The sequence below is a fragment of the Lactobacillus sp. XV31L genome, assembly GCF_059900865.1.
Map to the genome: position 1 here is coordinate 12,633 of NZ_JBWXGC010000007.1, position 20,198 is coordinate 32,830.

Here is a 20,198-nt window from a genome sequence, read left to right on the forward strand (position 1 = left end):
AAGGCTATGAGGTGAAATATGAAAAGAATATATCTTGTTCGCCACGGACAAACTTACATCAACCGCTACAATAAGATGCAGGGATGGTGTGACACGCCGCTCACCGATGAAGGAATCGCAGGAGCCAAGCAGGCAGGCACCGCACTTAAAGACGTGCCCTTTGACATCGCTTTGTCCAGTGACCTAAAAAGGGCTAGCGACACCTGCAATCAGATCATCAAAGACAACACAAACCGCGACGAGATCCAGCATATTGCCACGCCTTTTTTCCGTGAACACTTTTACGGCTACTTTGAGGGGATGGACACCGACATGGCCTGGCAAATGATTGGCGGCCCGCACGGCTACAAGAACCATTATGACTTATTTAAAAATGAGCCAATTGAAACGGTCAAGGACTGGATTAAGGAAGCCGATCCCTTCCATGATGCCGAAAATGCTCAAGAATACTGGCACCGGCTCGACCAGGGCTTTAACCTAATCAGCCAACTTGACGGGGCTGAGAACATCCTGCTGGTCACCCACGGTTTCACAATTCGCAGCATTGCCGCGCGCTTTGGCGACTTCGACATTAGTGAGGGACCGCGCAACGCTTCCATTACCATCATGAACATGACTGCTAAGAACAAGCAGGTCGTTTCATACAACAAGATGCACCTTTAATTCCCCTGCTATATAGGAGAAGGCACATGACTAAAGAACAAGACATTATAGCGGCCGTTAGCCGACTGGCAAGCATTGCCCATGCTAGTTTACAATCAAGCAGTAGCAGGCTGGAAGCTGCCTAGCAGTGCGCCCCAGATTGCCTTAACCTTTTCAATTGTTGCTCAAAAGTAAGAATAAATAAGACAAGAGCCAGGCTTATGATTTCCATCAGGCCTGGCTCTTATTTGCTTGTGTTAGTTCAACAAAAGTCATCTTAAGATTATATATTATCATTATTGATACTTATTATTGCATTTGTAAAATGATAGATTGACTGCTAATTTTGTACTTATTTATGTCTACATCAAATTGTCAATTAGATGTTATATTTTATATTAAGCGCTTTTTAGTATACACATATTATGATAATATATCAGGAATTGGAGTTGAATATCTATGAAAGCAAAACATCAGTTTTTACCTAAAGCAATATGTGCTTTAACCGCCAAAGTATACTTGCTGCACTTGTGGATTGGCAAGTAATTCTTGGCCCGTACCAGTTAATTGCACACTGCCAGTTGCTAAAACATAGCCGCGATCAGCAATTGCAAGAGCTTGCTTGGCGTTCTGCTCAATCAAGAGAATCGTTGTGCCATGCTCATTTAATTCCTTGATAATGGCAAAGATTTCTTTGATAAAGAGAGGAGACAAGCCCATCGAAGGCTCATCGAGCAAAAGCAGCTTCGGTTTTGCCATCAAAGCACGACCAATCGCCAGCATCTGCTGTTCACCGCCAGACAAAGTAGCTGCATCTTGATTTTTACGCTTCTTTAAAATCGGAAACCGATTATAGATTTCAGCATAAAGTTTGGCTGTCTCATCATGGTTATTTTGGATAAAGGCACCTAATTGCAAATTTTCTTTGGCCGTCATTCCGGCAAAGATGTGTCTTCCTTCTGCCACTTGAGAAATACCATTACGCACAATTTGCGGGGCCTTCTGCGTTGTGATGTTCATACCTTGATAGTCTATTTGGCCTGCCACAGGTTTTAGCAAGCCTGAAATGGTTTTAACGATAGTCGACTTGCCAGCACCATTTGCTCCAATTAAGGTAACAATCTCACCCTCATTAATATTAAAGCTGACGCCCTTCACAGCCTGAATGACACCATAATTGACCGATAAATTTTCTACTTTTAGCATAGTCATCAGTCTTCTTCCCCTTCGCCGAGATAGGCTTCAATTACTTTTACATTGGATTTAACTTCTTGCGGGCTACCCACAGTCAGAATTTGTCCTTGATCAAGCACGTAAATCCTCTCCGCTAAATTCATCACCAAGGACATATCATGTTCAATCAGTAACACTGTAATTTGAAATTTCTTTTGGATATGCTTAATTAAGTTAGTTAGGTCAGCGGTCTCTTCCGGATTCATCCCAGCTGCTGGTTCGTCTAAAAATAAAATTTTAGGTTGCGTAGCCAAGGCACGGACAATTTCTAACCGTCTCTGCGTTCCGTATGGCAGCTTATTAGCTGGCGTATTAGCAAAATCAGTCAAGTCAAAGATTGCCAGTAATTCTTGAGCTGCTTCGTACATGTCTGCTTCTGTGCGATAAAAACCCGGCAACCGAAAAATTGTCGTTAAGAACCCTTCTTGGTATTCGTTTGTCATTGCTGCTAAAACATTATCGATAACGGACAAATTCTTAAACAGCCGAATATTTTGAAAAGTCCTTGACAGACCTAGGTCAGCAATCTGAACGGCGCTTTTACGTGTCAAATCATAGCTGGAATTATCTTCATTCAAATTAATTTTCCCGCTAGTTACAGGCACCATTCCAGTTAATAAGTTGAATAAGGTGGTCTTCCCAGCACCGTTAGGCCCAATCAGAGCAACCAATTCATGTTTATCTAAATGCAACGATACATCATTAACTGCAGTGAGTCCCCCAAACTTGCGCACCACGTGTTCAACTTGCAATAAGTGTTCCATGCTCTACCCTCTTTTCCGTTTGCCGAAGCGACCAATATTTTTTAATGAAAACTCCCAGTTTCCTAATAATCCGGCCGGTTTGAAGATCATCATCACAATTAGCATAATTGCATATATGACCATCCGTAAGGAACCGAAATTCTGCAAAACAGTGTCTAAAACACCCAAAACTACTGCGGCCATAATGGTACCAGTCATACTTCCAACTCCACCTAAAACCACAATGACCAGAATAGAAATCGATTCCATAATGCCAAAATTTGACGGTGCAATCGTCTGCACGTAGGAAGCTGATAAACTGCCCGCAATGGCAGCAGTAGCCCCTCCTAAAACAAAGGCGGCTAATTTCCACTTGGTTGTGTTAATACCCATTGCTTCCGCAGCCAGTTCGTCCTCTCTTACCGCCTTAATTGCTCGGCCATTACGGGACCGAATAAAGTTGGTCAGAACAATCGTCGTTAAGCAGACCAAAACGTAAACTGTCGGCCACGAACACAGTTGTGGAATATTAAACATACCAGCTGATCCACCTGTGATTTTTAAATTATTGATTACATTACGAATAATTTCTGCTGCTCCAAGAGTTGCAATTGCAAGGTAGTCGCCCTTTAGCCTAGTAAAGGTGGCCAGTCCAATTACTGCAGCAATGACGCTGGCCAAGATCATACCAGCAAGTACTGAGACAATAAAGCCCAGTTCACTTGTCATGTATTGGGTTATAATCGCTGTCGCATATGACCCAATTGCCATAAAACCAGCTTGCCCTAGGGAAAATTGCCCACTAAAGCCAATAATTAGGTTCAGACCCGTTGCTAAAATGATATTAATACCAATCGTGACCAGCATATTTTCTATAAAGTCATCGATTACGCCCACCATGATCAACGTATTAATCAGATAAAATCCAGCTACCATTAAGATTAACCAGGTCAAGATGTACTTCCAATTGTTTTTCATTTTGCCACCTAAACCTTTTCTTTAGTATTTTTGCCAAAAATACCGGCTGGTAAAAAGAGCAAAATAATAATTAATACAAGGTAAACAACGGCATCCTTGTAAGCTGATAGGCCGATTGATTGGAAAAATGTTTCTAAGGATCCAATTAAGAACCCACCTAAAGCTGCACCCGGAACAGAGCCTATTCCCCCTAAGACTGCTGCCACAAAAGCTTTAATGCCAGGTGTCATGCCCATTAGCGGGTCAATCTGGTTATAGTACAATCCAATCAAAACGCCGGCTGCTCCAGCCAAAGCCGAGCCCAGTGCAAAAGTAAAGGAAATCGTATGGTTAACATTTACTCCCACAAGCTCAGCCGCTTCTGGATCAACTGATACTGCCCGCATTGCTCGGCCCATCTTGGTTTTTTTAATAATCACTTGCAGCATAATCATTAAGGCTACGGCTGTTACTAAAATCAAGATTTGAATATTAGAAATCTGGACGCCAGCAAATTCATAGTTAACCTGTTCAAGAACTTGGGGAAAACTACGGGCGTTAGAACCGACAAAATAAGACATCCCATTTTCTAATAGGAAGGAAACGCCAATTGCTGTTATTAATACGGCAATTCGCGGTGACTTGCGCAGGGGCCGGTAGGCAAAATATTCAATTGCAACGCCGCTAATAGCACTGATAACCATGGCTGACAATAAGGCCAGCCAAAAGTTAAAGTGCCAGGCATTAATCACGAAGTAGGCAAAAAATGCACCAAGCATATAGATGTCACCATGAGCAAAATTAATCAACTTGATAATTCCATATACCATACTGTACCCAAGGGCTAACAAGGCATAAATTGAACCTAATGAGAGGGCATTAATGATTTGCTGTAAAACTGTTTGCAAATTAATCGCTCCTTTAATATAAAACGACTCGCTTACTCAATACTAAATGAGTTGCTTATTTTTCCGTTAGTCATTTCTTCAACCGCAATGGGTTTTTCTGGATCATGTTTCTTGTTGATAATGATTCTACCAGTAACACCATCAAAATCTTTAATCTTAGCCAGCCCTGCCGTAATCTTAGTGGAATCATCTGATTTTTCACTTTCAATTGCGGCTTTAACCATGTAAACAGCATCGTAAGCTAGTGCAGAAAAAGTTGGAGCTTCAACCTTGTAGCGTGCCTTAAAGGCCTTCATAAATTTAGCTGCTTTTTCATCTTTGGCTGCTACTTGCCTTGAAAACGGGGTAGTGTAATAAATATTAGTTGCATTTTGTGCACCTGCAATTTGCGCAAATTTAGGATCTGCTAACCCGTCACCGCCAACAATTGGAATTTTGATGCCCATTTGACGAGCTTGTTTAGCAATTAAGCCAACTTCTGTGTAGTAGCCCGGAACATAGATAGCATCAAGCTTCTTAGCCTTAAATGAAGTTAAAACGGCATTGAAGTCTTTGTCACCAGCAGAATATGTTTGGCTATCAACAACCTTGCCCTTATATACATCTTTAAAAGCCTTGGCAAGTCCTGTACCATAGTCGCTTGAGTTATCTGCATAAATAGCTACCCGCTTGGCCTTTAACTTATTAGTAACAAACTTGGCTGCACTTTCTCCTTGAAAGTTATTTTGGAAGCAAGCCCGAAAAACATATTTGTGCACCTGACCATTTTTTTGCTGCGTAAATTTAGGGTCAGTAGCAGATGGACTAACAAAAGGAACAGCTGCCTTAGTAATATTAGGGATTTCAGCAGTGCCCATGTTAGTAGTTGCTGGGCCCACGACTGCTGCTACCTTATCTTTAGTTGTAAGTTGCGCAGCAACCGAGGACGAGGTCGCTAGCGAACTTTTATTATCACGAATAATTAGTTTGATTTTCTTTTTGTGGCCGTTAACATTGATTCCACCATTTTTATTAATTTCATCAGCAGCAAGTTGAATCCCCTGCTTCTCGGCGTTACCATAACCAGCAACCGTCCCAGACAGCTCCATGTTGACCCCAATCTTGACAAAATCCTTATCTTGCTGGGTCCCACTGCTCGTATTCTTGGCAACGCTGCAGCCAGTCATCATCATGACTGCCGCTCCCGCCACAATACTTAGCGCTCTTTTCATTATCTTTTTCATTTTTCTCTCCTTTGGCCAATCTTGGCTATTAAAAAACCTCATCCACTTAATGAATGAGGTTTAATTTCATCATTAGTTAAGCCCCAATCATTAAGACGCAAACAAGGGCTTAACATGTTCAAAACCACAATCAAGCGGTCTTGCACGCTAAGTCCTGCGCTGCAACAACAAGGCAAATATTCTAATGTCAGTTTGTTTATGTGAATGTTCTGCCTTCATTAAAATATCCTCTCAAAAATTTAATTTAACGCTTAGAATTATATCCATACTAGCTAATTGTGTCAAGCTTAATTTAAAATAATTTTCAATAAGTTTTATTAATTATTGTACATTAATTCACACGAATGCCTGACTTTATTTTATGCAAGCAGACCGTTTTAAGCGAGGATATTGCTTTTACTGCCTTCAGGTACTACTTTTATCTGGTACAGCATAAAAGCGATACAATCTTCAATATCCATGTGATTTTATTAACTTTGTGGTAAAATATAAGAGAGATAATAAGGAGGTATAGCATGTTTGCAACAATTTTTTATTGGATTATCGTTGCTGTCACTGGGCTTTGGGCACTGTGGTCAGCTGCTTGGTCGCTTATTTACCTAGCTAAACGTGAAAATGGCAATTTATGGATCTTTGCTATTATAAACGTTCTAGTATTGAGTTTGCTGGGATTGGCATACTTGATCTACAGCTCTGAAGGAAATCAATGGTACTGGTTTGCATCTAGCAGATCCGACATCAGCCTGTTGGTTTATATGATTATGGGCTATGCCGCTTTGGTTGTTTTCCAAGCCATCTTGGGCATTACGCGCAAGCCTAAGGCTGCATGATATGCACTAGATTGAGACTAATTCTTCACTAGAGTTGAATTTTATTCCATCAAAAAAGCTGACCCTATTTGGGGCAGCTTTTTAATGTCTTTTAGTATGCGCGCATCAGCATTGCTTGGATCAAGTGTGCCAATTCAGAATAACCCGAATAAGTGACAAAGTACTTCTCTAAAGTCTCCATAGCCTGCTGCGTCAGTTTATTTGCCAGATCTTGCGCATGGTCTATCCCGCCTAATTCACTAACCATGCGATCAATCTGTGCTAGTTGACTAGCCGTCAGCTCCTTGCCTTTCTTGACCAAATTCACCAGTTCACCACTTGTATCCCTCTTCAGTGCAAAAATTAAAGGGCCAGTGTAGACACCATTGACTACATCCAGCAGCACGGGCTTTTTTAGTTCCTGGGCTGTGGCGGTGTAATCCAAAATGTCATCGCGTAATTGGAAGGCCTGACCGAATAATAAACCCACTTGTTGGGCCTTGCGGGCCAACGATCGCTTCAACCCACCTTCAATTGCCCCAATATAACAAGCATATGCAAACAAGTTAGCCGTTTTGCCTTGGATCTGTTCAAGGTAGTCTTCTTCAGTGATTGCCGTATTATACTCATTGCTATACTGTAAAGTCTCCCCTGCCAGAATCTTCTGCATGGTTCCACCGTTAAGACGCAAGTTAGTAATTCGAGCCGTATTTTTGCTGAGTAGTTGGAGCGAAAGCGCAAACAGATAGTCTCCTGCATAGAGTGCAATTGTTTTGCCAAACTTAGCCTGAACGGATTCTTGTCCCCTTCTTGTAGCAGAATTATCGACAATATCATCATGAATTAAGGTAGCGTTATGCAAGATCTCAACCGAGCTGGCAATGCTGCACAGCTTGTGCTCATCTTGCTTGCCACCCATCCCGCCAAAAAGCAGTACAAAGCGCGGGCGGAGCTGCTTGCCCGAGCTGGCAAAGGCATACCTGAGTGCTTCGCCTAATTTTCCAGTGGGTGTGGCCACATTCTTGTGGATGATTTTTTGAACTTGAGCTAATTGTTTTTCGAGTCTCACCATGTTAATTTCCTTTGCCAATTGTACTCTTGATAAAGTTGAACGCATCAACATAATGCACTAACAAACTACTCACCAGACCGACTACCACGCCCGCTAAAATGCCAAAAATTGTTAATAGTGGCAAGTATAATAAGAGGTACTTGCTTTGGGCAAGCAGCACTGCAACCAGCAGCTGGCCAAAATTATGACTGACCCCACCAATAATTGACACGCCCAGCAAACTGACAAAACGTGGTGTCAGCAGCAAAAAGAGTCTCATCAAAAATAAGCTGAGAAAGGCCCCGGCTGCGGCATATAAGAATGTACCCGTCCCGCCTGTCATTAAAGCCGTTAAGACCAGCCTGAGAAAGGTAAGCAAAATACAGTCTCTAAAGGGCAGGATCATCAGGGCAATCAGAGTAATTATATTAGTCAAACCCAACCGTGCCCCTGGGGCAAAGAAAAACGGCGATGGCAGCATCTGTTCGACAACACTAAGAATAATGCCTTGAGCACACAAGATTCCCGTGAATACGTAATTATATAGGCTTTTATTTGCTTTAGTCATAATGCAGTCAATTTTTACTCATCAATTTCATTGGATTTGCTTTCATCTTTCAGCTCAACTAAAAACTTGTGGGGCAAGCATACTATCGTGTCTTCACTTTTGCTTTTCCAGCCTTCCTTAACGCACACTTGATCCTTGCAGTTTGCGTCAATCATGCGAATTTTATGCTTTTTCACTTGCACAATATTAAGCTTTCCGCCTTGCCGATATGTCCAAGTTGTATCTTGATCTAGACTCAGCTTCTTCACCTGGCGGTTGTTTACTTTAATTATGGCAACGAGATTGCTGCCTTCTTTTTGAGCAGACAGAAGTACGCTCCAAGGCAGAAAACTAATAATCACTACTGCCACAATGATGAATAAATCACCCAGTTTTAGCCGCTTCAATATTTTCACAATCAGAAAACCTCACGCTGATTAAACTAAAAAAGTCTTATAGATAAGACTATAGGACTTTTAAAGAATTATCGCTACTAGTTTTTTATTCCATTTTTGTCCACATGATAAATCGATTTCAGTATGCCATACCGCCACTTAGTGGCCTTCTTTTCTAGCCATGGCACAAACCACATATCAAGACCAAACGCCCGGCCCGAACCGTTCATGATTGCAATAGCTGCAAAGATCATCCATACGTTCACCCAGTAATTCATCCCAGACAGGCAGAAAGTGGCTACCAGCACGGCACTCAAGCCCCCTGCTAGCCAGGTGCACAACCCCAGCACTAGCAAGATGCCTATAGCTATCTCCATACAAGTCATCACCTTTTGAGCAGCCAGCGCTGCTTCTTTATTAGGGATTAAAACTTTTGTGATTGCCTGCACCCAGCTTGGCATTTTATCAAATACCGGCATCGGTGAGTGACCAAAGTCATAGTTCAAAGAAAAGATTGTCGGTGCAGCGCTAGTTGCTGCCTTGCCGGTGGCAGCAGTTGTTGCAGCGGCTTTTTGCGAAGCTCCGCTAGTAGCAGCTTGCACTAACCAAGGGAAGTGCAGCTGCAATTTGTTGGTAAACCAGGAACCACTGCCCTGGACCTTATACCAGCAGTCAATTAACCACATCATGCCCAAATAAATACGCAATGGAACTGTCCATAAGACATTGCCGTAACGGTTAAGGTTGCCGCGCCACATCGTCTGTCTCTTAGTCCGGAACCACTTGTCCATAACAAATTGGAAGAGGTAGTAACCTGAATAAATTTCCATGAAATAGATCATGTCAACCAGATCTTTGATCAAGACGGCAAAGAACCCACTAAGGTGGAAAATATTGGCTAAGGAGGCCACGCCCCATTTAGGCCCAAGCGAGATCATGAAGCCGGCATAACTGGCACTGAACTTCACTGGTTCCCCACCATCAATCTGGCTGAGGATGTTCTTCATTGCACACTTGCCCGCAGCTTCTGCACACTGCACTATTTGTGGTTCACCGCGACCAGTGCCGTCTGCATCATACATAGCAACGTCACCAATGACATAAACATGAGGATCAGTCGGGATTTGTGAATATTCATTAACCACGATCCGACCGGCACGGGCAGTCTCAAAGCCAAAGTCCTTAGCGGCATCATTAGCCTTCACGCCTGCAGTCCAGATTAAGGTCCTGGTTGGAAATGAAGTTCCTCCCTTAATATCGATGTGGTCCTCATGAACGCCAACCACACCCGTATTAGTTCTGATATCAACGCCATGTTTGATAAGGTATTCTTTAGCCTTGTCAGCATTAGGTCGGTCAAGCATATTCATGACGGTTGGCGCCATTTCCATCATTGTGACTTTCATTTCGTCTTTTTCAATGTGGTATTTTTGGGCAAGTGTTTGACGCCAGGCATTCAATTCACCAGCCGTCTCCGTTCCGGAAAAGCCGGTACCAACGATTGTAAAGGTGAGATATTGGGCTCGTTTTTCAGGGTCGCGTTCTTTTGCTCCAAGACGGACCATTTCATCAATATGGTCGCGCAGCTTAGTAGCATCATCCATGCTAGCCAGGGTATAGCCATACTCTTTAACGCCTGGCGTGCCAAAGTCATTGGGTTGTGAACCGATTGCTAACACAACATAGTCATAAGGGTAAACGCCATTGTCGCCTACGACCTGCTTGGCAGTTTGATCAATCTTAGTCACGTTATCAGTCACAACATCAACATTTTTCCGCCGTGAAAACAAGCGCTGCAAGTCAAATTGCAAAGTCTTGGGTTCCGTTCTGTCAACTGCCACCTCGTGCAGCAGCGTTACCATCGTCATGTAGGGTTCCTTGTCAATGAGCGTAATCTTGATATCCTTACGCCTTTTTAGTTTTTTAGCGAGATGCTTGGTAGTATAGAGCCCCGCAAAGCCTCCGCCAATCACGACAATATTTGTTTCAGCCACTTTTTAACACCCTTTCAATAATAATCGCTTTCTATAACGTACATTATACTAGATTTTTGACACATGGTAAAGTAGCAACTTTCACAATATGATAAGATGTTCGTCCTGTAATTCGCTTTCTATGCTATTAATAAAAGGATTATCAATTTGACCCTAGCTGTTGCATAAAGCTTACAGGTATTTTATAATCTAATTAAGTGAATGTTTACACAATTGTTTTGCTGTTAATTCTATTAATCAAGGAGATAGTGACATTATGAAAAATAACAAATTTATTTACCATGCCGGTATGCTTGCTCTTTCTGCTTTATTGCTCAGTGCATGCTCCACAACTGCTAGCAAGAACTCTTCAAGCAGTTCTTCCAAGTCCAAGGTAAGCACGGTGACTAAGAAAAAGACTGGCAAGCAAGTTGCAGGTGCCAAGTTGCAAGATGGCACTTACAAGCTCGCAGAAGACAACTATTTTAATGGTTACCGGGTTAAGATGGCAATGACTGTCAAGAATGGCAAGGTGACTAACACAAGTTATGACTACGTCAATAAAGACGGTAAGTCCAAGGCTAAAGACGCCAAGTACGAATCACAGATGAAGAAGTATTCTAAAGAAAAAATTGGACCAAAAGAATACATTCCTGCATTGCAAAAGTCTTTTGCTGCAAATGGTGCCAACGCAAGTGCCATTCAAGTTGTTTCTGGTGCTACTAGTTCAAGTATGACAATGAAAAACTATGTCAACCAGTTAACTCAAGCTGCCCAAAAAGGTGACACGTCAACTATTCATATCAATAATGACAAGAAGATGAAGGACGGCACATACAAGCTGGAAGAACAAAATTACAGTCACGGCTACCGGCAAACTTACACAATGGTAGTCAAAAATGGCAAGATTAGCGACTTTAAGTACGACCAAGTAAACAAGAAGGGCGTTTCCAAGACTAAGAACGCTGGCTACGAAAAACAAATGAAGAAGATTACCAAGACCGGTCCTAAGGAATACATTCCAAAACTAGAAAAAGAATTCCTCAAGTCTAATGGCAACATGGAAAAGGTCCAGGTAGTCTCAGGTGCCACTGAATCCTCCCACTCATTTATTGCTTATGCAGAACAACTAATCAATGCTGCTCAAAAGGGTGACACTTCAACCATTAAGGTTGACAATATTGTATATCAAGAATAAAAATAACAATAAGTAACCAAAAAAAGAGTGACATAATCGCCGCTCCTTTTTTATTAGGAGATTTAGCATGATTAAGCGAATTCATAAGCCCTTGTTACTAATTGAACTGCTATTAGCAGAACTAGCCCTTGCAGCTTGTTCCATTCAAAGTCAGCACTCTGCAAGACCCAAGACCGAACTCACCACAACGCCAACTTCAGATACCAGGTTCATGATGGGAACAGTCTGCACGATCAAGATTTATAACAAGCACAAGAAGTCCGCACTTGAAGCTGGCTTTAACCGACTCAAAGTGCTTGCCCACGAAACCACAGTCAACCAAAAGGGCAGTGAAATTGATAAGATCAACAAGTATGCCGGAGTTCACCCGGTTAAGGTTAGCCCCACCATCTACCGCATGTGCAAAGATGCCCACTACTATAGCAAGATTTCCGCTGGCACATTTGACTTAACCATTGGGCCTATCACCAGCCTGTGGCGCATTGGCTTTCCTGATGCCCACAAGCCTAAAGACAGCACTATTAAGAAGCGCTTACCCCTAGTTAATTACCATAATGTAGTCTTTAACAAGCACAAGCAAACGGTCTTTCTTAAAAAGCGGGGCATGATGCTTGACCTTGGGGGTATGGCCAAGGGGTTTATCTCTGATGAAATTATGAAGGTGCTTAAAGCCCATGGCGTAGCCAATGCAATCATTGACTTAGGTGGCAACGTTTATGTACTGGGTGTTTCGCCAACCAACAAGGGAGACTGGTCAGTTGGCATCCAGGATCCCAAGGCAGGTCGCGGCACCGCAATTGGAGAACTTCCCGAGCGCAATGCCACTGCAGTTACATCTGGCATCTACGAGCGTTACCTAAAAGTTGGCAACAAGGTGTACAGTCACTTAATGGATCCCAAGACTGGTTATCCCTGCCAAAACAACTTATTAAGCGTCACAATCATTGCCAGGCTTTCAACTACTGGAGACGGCATTTCTACAGCCGTTTTCAACCGTGGTCTAGACAAAGGCTACCGGTATGTTGAGAACAAGCCTGGTACAGAAGCAATCTTTATCACTAATGATAAAAAAGTTTATCTTACCTCTGGTTTGAAAAATAAGTTTAAATTATTTTCAGATAGTGGCTACAAGCTGGCAAAGCTAACGACTGCAAAATAGCTTCAACCTACTTTGTTTGATCAATGAAAAGAGGAAATATAATGGAAGCCAAAAAGAAATATAATCGGTTAACAATGACTGATTTCTTAGAATTAGTGCGACTCAATGCTAAGTTAGCTAGTCTGATGCCGTATTTATTTGGGGTGCTATTTGCCTATTTTTATTTTCATACCTTTAACTGGCAAAATTCGCTAATTTACTTGATTGCCCAAAGTGCGATTGCCCTCTTTGTTACTGGCTTTAATAATGTGCAAGATTACCGCTTGGCCAAAAGCAAAAACTTCCAAGAAGAACACAATTTAATCGGTAAGCGCAACTTGTCTCCAGCCCTAGTCATGAACCTGATGCTTGGTCTCCTGCTCCTGGCTTCAGCTCTTGGCATTTGGTTAACTGCCCGGACCAACCTCTTCATCCTACTAATTGGTGGACCTGGAATCTTGGTCACAATCTTTTATACTTATGGTCCCGTCCCCTTTTCCCGCACCCCGATTGGTGAGGTCTTGGCGGGTCTAGTTGAAGGCTTTGGTGTCACCTTTTTAGCCATTTACGTCAATTCGCCGGCCAGCCAACTAGCTAGTTTGACTTTGAACTGGCCCCACTTTGCCCTTGGTGGCAATCTGGCCAACCTACTGCTGGTCTTCTGGGTGGCCCTGCCCCAAATTTTTTTCAACTCAGCTATTATGCTAGCCGACAACACTAGCGACCTTGAGCAGGACTTAGTTAATGGGCGCCATACCCTGCCTTCATACATTGGTGTGCCCGCAGCCTTGAAATTGTTCAAATTTTTGGCCCTGACCCCATATGCTGTCGTTGCGTTAAGCGTCGTCTTCAAACTGCTGCCAATCTGGCAACTACTCGTCTTCATCACCCTGCCCAAGGTTTACCATAATGTGCAAAGATTCCTTAAAAAGCAGACTAAGGATATGACTTTTTGGGTGGACAAAGACAATATCGAACACCGCGAGCCCAACACCTTTGACCTAGTGCCGCAAAATCTACTACTGTTCCAAGGCATGCAAATAATTTGCCTGTTACTCGGAATTTTGTTGCCGCAAATCAAGTTTTAGCTAGCAATATTTATAATAGGCAAAAAGGTTGTGACGATGTAGTCACAACCTTTTTATATGGCAATATTTAGTAATCTAAAACGATTTTTTGATAAAGTTTAACCGTCAAGAAGTAGTAAAACAGGTATAAAACTAGAAAGAGCGTGAAGGGAATCCAGATATTGTGGTAGGGATCAGGGAGAAAATATTGAAACAACTTGAGACCAAAGAGCACGTCAATTATGCCTAAAAATGCAGGCAAGATAAACAAGGTGCCAATTTCCCGATTGATTGACCGGCGCAGCATCTTAGTGCGTGTGCCCATCTGGTAGAGCATTTTGTAGCGGCCCCGGTCCTGGAGAGCACCGCTTAGCACCTTGAACATGAGCGTTGAAGCCAACATGGTTAAAAAGGCTAGCCCCAAGAAGAAGCCCATGAATTCAAATCCGCTGCTATAGCCGTTCATTTCTGAATAAGCATGGGCCTTGTTCAATGGACTATTGTAGAGCAGATTAAAGGATGTGTCTGCCTTTAGCTGCAGTTTTTGAATCTTCAGTAATGTAGGATAGTCGCGCTTAAAGTCTTGTACGTTTATAAAGGAAACAAACTTGATTTGGCCCTTGAACTGCTGCCACTTTGCCTGCGGCAGCATGCGGATTGTCTTTTCAATACCATTGGGGACCATGTTACTAAAGACGTTATTGGCATCAGACCGCGGCACGTCCAGCTTATTTGTGGACAAGTTGACCTCCCTATATACGGGAGTGGTGGCTTGACTTTTTGGGATAACATATTCTTTATACTTGACTGGCTTACCTGCAAATTCAGTGCGGTTAAAATAGAGATGCTTGCCAGTTTCTTTGTAATGATAAGTTTGCTGGCGTTTAATAGATAACTTGGCCATCTCTTTTTTAATTGGTCGCGCGTCACTAACAATGGTAGCGTCATAATAAGTTCCCGCAATTGCCTGATCCTTAAGTGTTGAAAAGTTGAGCCCAACGGTGATGGCACCTAAAGCCAAGGCAAAGAGCAGTGAGATCATCGTTAATACTCAGGTATAGTCCTGCATCCGAAACTTCAACTGGCCGAGGGTAAATATGCGGATGCCACGGTAAGAAAAACTTTTTCTTTTAAGCAGGAAACTGATGAGCAAGTTGACTAAGGCGTTGAAGGTAAAGTATGTACCAGCAACAATGGTCACCAAGGCAATCCGGATTAAAGCAAGGATTTCTCTAACCTCCATTCCCATACAGCTGTAGCCCATTGCCAGCAAGACAATTCCTAATACTGCTTCGATTGCGCATACTAGCGGATGGCGGCTAGACTTAACCGGCACCTGATCCTCATGCAGTAAAGCAATTACTGGAGTATGTACCAGTTTATAGACATTGGCCAAGGCACCCAGGAAGAAGATTGCGATAAAAAAGAGAATGGTCCCCAAAACAGCTGTTGGCAGCAATACCTGAAAGTGTCCTATATCAAGACCCATCTGGCCAAGCAAGACTTGGGCAACAACAGCAGTTAGGCCTAACCCCAAGACAATGCCCAAGATAACGGCGACCAGACCAGTAATCAGCGTTTCACAAAAGATCAAAAAACCAATGCGCGAACCTTTGGCGCCTAACATCATGAACATGCCGTAGTCATGTTCGCGCATGCTTAGCAAGAAGGAGTTGGCATAGAGCAGGTAGACAAAGGTAATGATAACCAAAAGGACAATGCCAAAAATGAAGATATAGTTGACATAGCTTGTTCGGGCATTGATATCGTTAGTAATGAAAGCGGGATTGATGGCTATCGTCAAGAACATATAAAAAATCATGCTAGCGACTACTAGACCTGAAAATAAGACTGCATAGTCCTTACGCCGGCTCTTAACCCCGGTTAATGATAGTTTCCAAAGCATTGCTTTCTCCTTATTGCGCATTTCTTTAGCTGGTAGTACTTAATTACCTCTTTAAAACGATTCTTTCATAGAGTTTGACTGTCAACAGGTAATAGAACAAGTACAAGATGGCAAAGACTGTAAAGGGAATCCAAATATTGTTGTAAGGCTGAGGTAGCAGCGCCCGAAATAGCTTCAATCCGAACAAGACGTCGATCACGCCTAGCAATGCAGGCAAAAGAAACAATGTGCCGATTTCATGCTTAATGGAAGACCGCAGCATCTTTTCCCGGGTGCCCATTTGGTAGAGCATCTTGTAGCGGATTTTATCACTAGCAGCACCACTTAGCACCTTAAACATAAGCGTCGAAGCCAACATGGTTAAAAAGGCAAAACCGAGGAAGAAGCCCATAAATTCAAAGCCGCTGCTAAAGTCGCCAATAAACTTGTAGCTACATGGCTTACTAGAATTATAGAGGTCTTCATAATTCGAATTTTCTTTCAGCTGCTGGCGCTGAATCTTCAATAAGGTAGGATAATCCTTTTTAAAGTCTTTTACCTTCAAAAAGGAGACAAACTTCACGCGCCCGCTTAAAGTTGGCCACTTGTTATCTGCTACTAGGCGGATTGTCTTGGGCACGCCATTAGGTACCAGGGCGCCAAAGGCATTATTGGCATCAGACTTGGGCTTGTCTATTTTATTGCTTGGCAAGGTTTCAACCTGGTAACTCGGCTGGCCTTTCTTAAGGGTAAACTTGACATTTTTGACCGGTTGATGCTTAAACTCTTCCCGCTTGAAGTAAAGGTGATGTTTAGTTTCTTTGTAGGTATAGCTTTGCTTGCTATTAAGCGTCAGCTTGCCTACTTCTTTTTTAACAGCTGGCGACTTGGAGACCAAGATTGTATCATAATAGGTATTATCCTTTACCTGGTCTTTAAGGCCGTCAAAGTTCAAGCCGACCGTAATGGCCCCCAAGGCCAGAGCAAAGAGCAGTGAGATCATCGTTAACATCCGGGTATACTCACGCAGGCGAAACTTTAACTGGCCTAGTGTAAACATGCGTATGCCATGGTAAGAAAAACTGCTTCGCTTGATTAAGTAGCCAACTATCGCACTAAAGAAGGCATTAAAGGTGAAGTAGGAGCCAGCCACAATCGTCAATAAGGCAGCTGGAATAATGATCATGAACCGCATTGGTGGCAAATTCAGAATATAGTAGCCAGCTGCTAGCAAGACAACTCCAAGCAATGCTTCTACAGCCCGCAGCAAGTGATGCCCCTTGACCAGGGCTGGCTTTTGGTCTTCACCAAGCAGGCTAATCACCGGCGTATGCGTCAACTTGCGAACATTGCGCAGCGCCCCTAAAAAGAACATGGCAACAAAGAAGATGATCGTCCAAATAATCGCCTTCGGTAACACCACTTGAAAGTGCGTGATGGTCAAGCCAAGTTTAACAATTAACAGCTTGGAGACCACAGCAGTCAAAGCAAAACCCACTATGATTCCCAAAACTGTTGCCAGAATGCCAGTAATCAGCGTTTCACAAAAGATCAAGAGGCCAATGCGCGAGCTCTTGGCACCTAGCATCATGAACATGCCGTAGTCGTGCTTGCGCATGCTCAGCAAGAAGGAGTTGGCATAGAGCAAGTAGACAAAGGTAATAATGACTAATAAAACAATTCCAAAGGCAAAGGTAAAGTTTAAATAATCAGTTGGTACACGTACATCCTTAGCAATGAAGGCGGGATTAATGGCAATCGTCAAGAACATGTAGAAGATGGCACTTGCAACTGCCAAACCCGAAAAGAGTACCAGATAGTCCTTAAAGCGGCTTTTAATTCCAGTTAAAGATAGCTTCCAAATCATGACCCTGCCCCCTATTCCTCAGTTCCTAGGTGGTCAATTAGGAGGTGATAGAATTGCTGGCGGGGCAAGTCGCTTTTGAGCAATTGCTCGCCAATTTGACCGTCTTTGATAAACAGAATACGGTTGGCAAAGCTAGCTGCAAAGGGGTCATGGGTCACCATTAAAGTAGTGACGCCATCATTTTGGTTGAGGTCAGCCATGGTATCAAGCAGTTTACGTGCACTCTTTGAATCAAGGGCACCGGTTGGCTCGTCCGCTAGCAAAATAGCTGGTTCATGTACTAGTGCCCGCGCTGCAGCGACCCGCTGCTTCTGCCCGCCTGACACTTCAGCTGGGTACTTGGATAAAATATGGTCAATCCTCAGTCTTGTAGCAATCTTGCCTACTAAGGGGTCAATTCGGCTCGCTCCAATGCCCCTTAAGGTCAGCGGAAGGGCGATGTTTTCCCGGTTGGTCAGGTTCTCTAGCAAATTAAAGTCTTGAAAGATAAAGCCAATTTGCTTGCTCCTAAAGTCTGCCAACTGGTTGGCATTCAAGGTACTGTTGTCTTCATGGTTGATAAAGACATGACCAGTTGTTGGCTTGTCTAAGGTTGACATAATATTGAGCAGAGTCGTCTTACCAGAACCGGAGGCACCCATGATGGCCACAAACTCACCCGCATTAACACCAAAGTTGATTCCCTTCAGTGCTTGGTATTGCTTTTCGCCGCGCTTGCCATAAGTCTTGGTAACTTGATCTACCCGCAAAATCTCAGTCATAGTTGGTCCTTTCTGTATCACTTTGTATTATATATCTAATACACTAATTCAATTAGGACAACTTGTCAATTAAATTATGAAAAAAAGATAAGTCTTCCTTCTTTCCCAGAAGACTTATCTTTTGTACAAGCCGTCATAATGCGACAACAGCATATATTAAATTTTTAATAAGGAAGCGCTCACTAGCGTACCCGCTTGAGCACCTTCTTTACAGGTGTGACGATAATTGGCGTGACAATTGCCGTGAAGATGGCTTCAATCAGTCCGTTCATCCCAAGTGCAATGATCAGCACTAGAATCAAAGGCGTATCCTTGGCAAAATTGCCCATATAGCCGCTTAACAGCGTCGACTTATTCATAAAGATAATACTTGTCAACAAAATAACCATGGCTGTGTTAGTCAAGGAGGTGACGGCACCGGCAACAATGTAACCAATTTCTTGAACCCGACTGGACTTTTGCGCAAGCCACTTGCCGATCAAACCTGGAAACAGGCCAGCCAGAATACTTGGCACCAGCGAAATAAAAATATTTTGAAACAGCATTAAGCTGACCATATCGCCCGGCTGAGTATATGCTTGGAATAAGCGAACGAAACCCCAAAACAGACCAAAAAACGTACCAGCAAGTGGGCCCATGATCAAAGAATACACTGAAACCGTTAGGGGAATCGTTGTAATTGCAGGCAGGTTCGGCAAAATTCGAATGTAGCCAATGTTTGGTACAAATGTTTGTAACAAAAAAATGGCAACGAATAAGGCAGTAATTGCCATCTTTTTGGTTTGTTCTCTGTGCATTTATTTCTCCTTTAAAAATCTTTGCTTATTATATTGCTAAATGCATGTGCTCGCAAATTTTGCTAGTACCTCTTATTAGTTGTACTAGCAGGTTGATTAATAAAAACTATTGCGTGCGTTTTTGACTGTTGACCTCATTTTGAACCATTATCAAAAAACTGGCGCAAGCATGCTGCCTCTTCCAGCAGCTTTTCCTTATTGTCAACTTGCGAAAGCTTGTAACCCACAAAGTAAGGCGACGCCAAAAACCGAGCCACTAGTTTGGCACAAATTCCGCCACCCGAAAGTGGGTAAAAGAATAAGTTGTAAGAGTCACAGCGGCCTCCTGATAGCACAGTCAGCATGTACTTGGCACTGCTTTGAATCCAATCTGCCCACAAGTCAAGACCAGCTGTGTCAAGCAGGTTGATGTTCAATTCAACGTAGCCCTGGACTGGGTGGGTTGCCACGTTTACTTCTACTCCTGCTTGATCAAATAAGGTAATTCCACTAAAGTTATCTGGATGAATGTACTGGTAGCCATCCTGCTCTTTTAGGCCTACGATCTGCATGTGGGGATGCACCAGCGAGCCTCCTGAGTGTGGCCCATAATTCTTGTACCACAAAACTGACTTGAACTGCTTACTATCATTCATTTCATTAAAGCAGCCCAGCGCAAAGCGCAATAATTTACGGTTGTATTCTGCTGTATAATTTACAATATCACCGCTATGGTCGCTTGATTCCACCAGCACGGTCTGGGTCGTTTGGCGGAGGGTGGGAAACTTATTGTGCAGCCAAATCATGTCCCCCTCTTGCTTGTAAATATCGCTCAGTCCTGCAACCGCGCAGAAGGGACACTCCGAATTGCCTCTTGCCTTACGGTAAGAATTAGGCTTGCCTTTAGCAGTCTTAACATCAAAAATTAGCGGCTCATTTTCCATCATAATTCCCTCCCTGATCTTTTGCTGACCCTTGTATTTTACTAGCTCTGCAATAGATGATAAACTTAAAACGCAATAATT

At 43.0% G+C, this 20,198-nt stretch carries 18 protein-coding genes and 1 pseudogene; 5 read left to right on the forward strand and 14 right to left on the reverse strand.

Annotated elements, in window-relative coordinates:
• Positions 1-18: 18 nt before the first annotated feature.
• Positions 19-663, forward strand: a complete 645-nt coding sequence (locus AC2JF7_RS05785; protein ID WP_500727747.1) for a histidine phosphatase family protein — start codon at positions 19-21, stop codon at positions 661-663.
• Between the two features lie 480 nt (positions 664-1,143).
• Here the strand turns inward: AC2JF7_RS05785 and AC2JF7_RS05790 are convergent, their stop codons facing one another.
• From AC2JF7_RS05790 to AC2JF7_RS05810, 5 genes are read right to left on the reverse strand one after another with little or no spacing between them, the layout of a single operon-like run.
• Positions 1,144-1,854 (reverse strand): ABC transporter ATP-binding protein, encoded by a 711-nt coding sequence (locus AC2JF7_RS05790; RefSeq protein WP_500727748.1) that lies wholly within the window; start codon positions 1,852-1,854, stop codon positions 1,144-1,146.
• Complete coding sequence (locus tag AC2JF7_RS05795) at positions 1,854-2,639, reverse strand: ABC transporter ATP-binding protein (protein ID WP_500727749.1); 786 nt, start codon at positions 2,637-2,639, stop codon at positions 1,854-1,856. Before AC2JF7_RS05795 ends, AC2JF7_RS05790 begins: the two co-directional genes overlap by 1 nt.
• 3 nt (positions 2,640-2,642) lie before the next feature.
• Positions 2,643-3,596 (reverse strand): branched-chain amino acid ABC transporter permease, encoded by a 954-nt coding sequence (locus AC2JF7_RS05800; protein WP_500727750.1) that lies wholly within the window; start codon positions 3,594-3,596, stop codon positions 2,643-2,645.
• Between the two features lie 8 nt (positions 3,597-3,604).
• Positions 3,605-4,483 carry a branched-chain amino acid ABC transporter permease gene (locus AC2JF7_RS05805; RefSeq protein WP_500727751.1) on the reverse strand — a complete coding sequence of 293 codons (879 nt, stop codon included), beginning with the start codon at positions 4,481-4,483 and terminating at the stop codon, positions 3,605-3,607.
• Between the two features lie 32 nt (positions 4,484-4,515).
• Positions 4,516-5,706, reverse strand: a complete 1,191-nt coding sequence (locus tag AC2JF7_RS05810) for an ABC transporter substrate-binding protein (protein ID WP_500727752.1) — start codon at positions 5,704-5,706, stop codon at positions 4,516-4,518.
• Positions 5,707-6,221: 515 nt separating this feature from the next.
• Here AC2JF7_RS05810 and AC2JF7_RS05815 point away from each other — a divergent pair.
• Complete coding sequence (locus AC2JF7_RS05815; RefSeq protein ID WP_500727753.1) at positions 6,222-6,536, forward strand: hypothetical protein; 315 nt, start codon at positions 6,222-6,224, stop codon at positions 6,534-6,536.
• Between the two features lie 91 nt (positions 6,537-6,627).
• On the opposite strand, the gene AC2JF7_RS05820 is transcribed toward AC2JF7_RS05815, so the two are convergent.
• The 4 genes from AC2JF7_RS05820 to AC2JF7_RS05835 form a co-directional block, all read right to left on the reverse strand.
• A complete protein-coding gene (locus AC2JF7_RS05820) occupies positions 6,628-7,587 on the reverse strand; it encodes a polyprenyl synthetase family protein (RefSeq protein ID WP_500727754.1) in 960 nt (319 codons plus the stop codon).
• A 1-nt stretch (position 7,588) separates the two neighbouring features.
• Complete coding sequence (locus tag AC2JF7_RS05825; protein WP_500727755.1) at positions 7,589-8,134, reverse strand: Gx transporter family protein; 546 nt, start codon at positions 8,132-8,134, stop codon at positions 7,589-7,591.
• Between the two features lie 14 nt (positions 8,135-8,148).
• Positions 8,149-8,529: a NusG domain II-containing protein gene (locus AC2JF7_RS05830; RefSeq protein ID WP_500727756.1), complete on the reverse strand. Its 381-nt coding sequence runs from the start codon at positions 8,527-8,529 to the stop codon at positions 8,149-8,151.
• Between the two features lie 77 nt (positions 8,530-8,606).
• Positions 8,607-10,502, reverse strand: a complete 1,896-nt coding sequence (locus tag AC2JF7_RS05835; RefSeq protein ID WP_500727757.1) for an FAD-dependent oxidoreductase — start codon at positions 10,500-10,502, stop codon at positions 8,607-8,609.
• Positions 10,503-10,758: 256 nt separating this feature from the next.
• On the opposite strand from AC2JF7_RS05835, the gene pplA reads away from it, so the two are divergent.
• From pplA to AC2JF7_RS05850, 3 genes are all read left to right on the forward strand, one after another.
• On the forward strand, positions 10,759-11,679 hold the full coding sequence (gene pplA, locus AC2JF7_RS05840) for an extracellular electron transfer flavoprotein PplA (RefSeq protein WP_500727758.1): 921 nt from the start codon (positions 10,759-10,761) through the stop codon (positions 11,677-11,679).
• 67 nt (positions 11,680-11,746) lie between these two features.
• Complete coding sequence (locus AC2JF7_RS05845; RefSeq protein ID WP_500727759.1) at positions 11,747-12,838, forward strand: FAD:protein FMN transferase; 1,092 nt, start codon at positions 11,747-11,749, stop codon at positions 12,836-12,838.
• A gap of 23 nt (positions 12,839-12,861) precedes the next feature.
• Positions 12,862-13,905 (forward strand): UbiA family prenyltransferase, encoded by a 1,044-nt coding sequence (locus AC2JF7_RS05850; protein WP_500727760.1) that lies wholly within the window; start codon positions 12,862-12,864, stop codon positions 13,903-13,905.
• Between the two features lie 67 nt (positions 13,906-13,972).
• On the opposite strand, the pseudogene AC2JF7_RS05855 reads toward AC2JF7_RS05850, so the two are convergent.
• From AC2JF7_RS05855 to AC2JF7_RS05875, 5 genes and pseudogenes are all read right to left on the reverse strand, one after another.
• Positions 13,973-15,790, reverse strand: a pseudogene (locus AC2JF7_RS05855) (FtsX-like permease family protein).
• 43 nt (positions 15,791-15,833) lie between these two features.
• On the reverse strand, positions 15,834-17,636 hold the full coding sequence (locus tag AC2JF7_RS05860; RefSeq protein WP_500727761.1) for an FtsX-like permease family protein: 1,803 nt from the start codon (positions 17,634-17,636) through the stop codon (positions 15,834-15,836).
• A gap of 11 nt (positions 17,637-17,647) precedes the next feature.
• Positions 17,648-18,397, reverse strand: a complete 750-nt coding sequence (locus tag AC2JF7_RS05865) for an ABC transporter ATP-binding protein (protein ID WP_500727762.1) — start codon at positions 18,395-18,397, stop codon at positions 17,648-17,650.
• A gap of 182 nt (positions 18,398-18,579) precedes the next feature.
• Positions 18,580-19,194: an ECF transporter S component gene (locus tag AC2JF7_RS05870; RefSeq protein WP_500727763.1), complete on the reverse strand. Its 615-nt coding sequence runs from the start codon at positions 19,192-19,194 to the stop codon at positions 18,580-18,582.
• A 134-nt stretch (positions 19,195-19,328) separates the two neighbouring features.
• Complete coding sequence (locus tag AC2JF7_RS05875) at positions 19,329-20,117, reverse strand: DUF4931 domain-containing protein (protein ID WP_500727841.1); 789 nt, start codon at positions 20,115-20,117, stop codon at positions 19,329-19,331.
• Positions 20,118-20,198 lie beyond the last annotated feature (81 nt).

Coding starts and splice junctions, on each gene's coding strand:
- AC2JF7_RS05785 (WP_500727747.1), top strand. CDS start 19: ATGAAAAGAATATATCTTGTTCGCCACGGACAAACTTACATCAACCGC.
- AC2JF7_RS05790 (WP_500727748.1), bottom strand. CDS start 1,854: ATGACTATGCTAAAAGTAGAAAATTTATCGGTCAATTATGGTGTCATT.
- AC2JF7_RS05795 (WP_500727749.1), bottom strand. CDS start 2,639: ATGGAACACTTATTGCAAGTTGAACACGTGGTGCGCAAGTTTGGGGGA.
- AC2JF7_RS05800 (WP_500727750.1), bottom strand. CDS start 3,596: ATGAAAAACAATTGGAAGTACATCTTGACCTGGTTAATCTTAATGGTA.
- AC2JF7_RS05810 (WP_500727752.1), bottom strand. CDS start 5,706: ATGAAAAAGATAATGAAAAGAGCGCTAAGTATTGTGGCGGGAGCGGCA.
- AC2JF7_RS05815 (WP_500727753.1), top strand. CDS start 6,222: ATGTTTGCAACAATTTTTTATTGGATTATCGTTGCTGTCACTGGGCTT.
- AC2JF7_RS05820 (WP_500727754.1), bottom strand. CDS start 7,587: ATGGTGAGACTCGAAAAACAATTAGCTCAAGTTCAAAAAATCATCCAC.
- AC2JF7_RS05825 (WP_500727755.1), bottom strand. CDS start 8,134: ATGACTAAAGCAAATAAAAGCCTATATAATTACGTATTCACGGGAATC.
- pplA (WP_500727758.1), top strand. CDS start 10,759: ATGAAAAATAACAAATTTATTTACCATGCCGGTATGCTTGCTCTTTCT.
- AC2JF7_RS05845 (WP_500727759.1), top strand. CDS start 11,747: ATGATTAAGCGAATTCATAAGCCCTTGTTACTAATTGAACTGCTATTA.
- AC2JF7_RS05850 (WP_500727760.1), top strand. CDS start 12,862: ATGAAAAGAGGAAATATAATGGAAGCCAAAAAGAAATATAATCGGTTA.
- AC2JF7_RS05860 (WP_500727761.1), bottom strand. CDS start 17,636: ATGATTTGGAAGCTATCTTTAACTGGAATTAAAAGCCGCTTTAAGGAC.
- AC2JF7_RS05865 (WP_500727762.1), bottom strand. CDS start 18,397: ATGACTGAGATTTTGCGGGTAGATCAAGTTACCAAGACTTATGGCAAG.
- AC2JF7_RS05870 (WP_500727763.1), bottom strand. CDS start 19,194: ATGCACAGAGAACAAACCAAAAAGATGGCAATTACTGCCTTATTCGTT.
- AC2JF7_RS05875 (WP_500727841.1), bottom strand. CDS start 20,117: ATGGAAAATGAGCCGCTAATTTTTGATGTTAAGACTGCTAAAGGCAAG.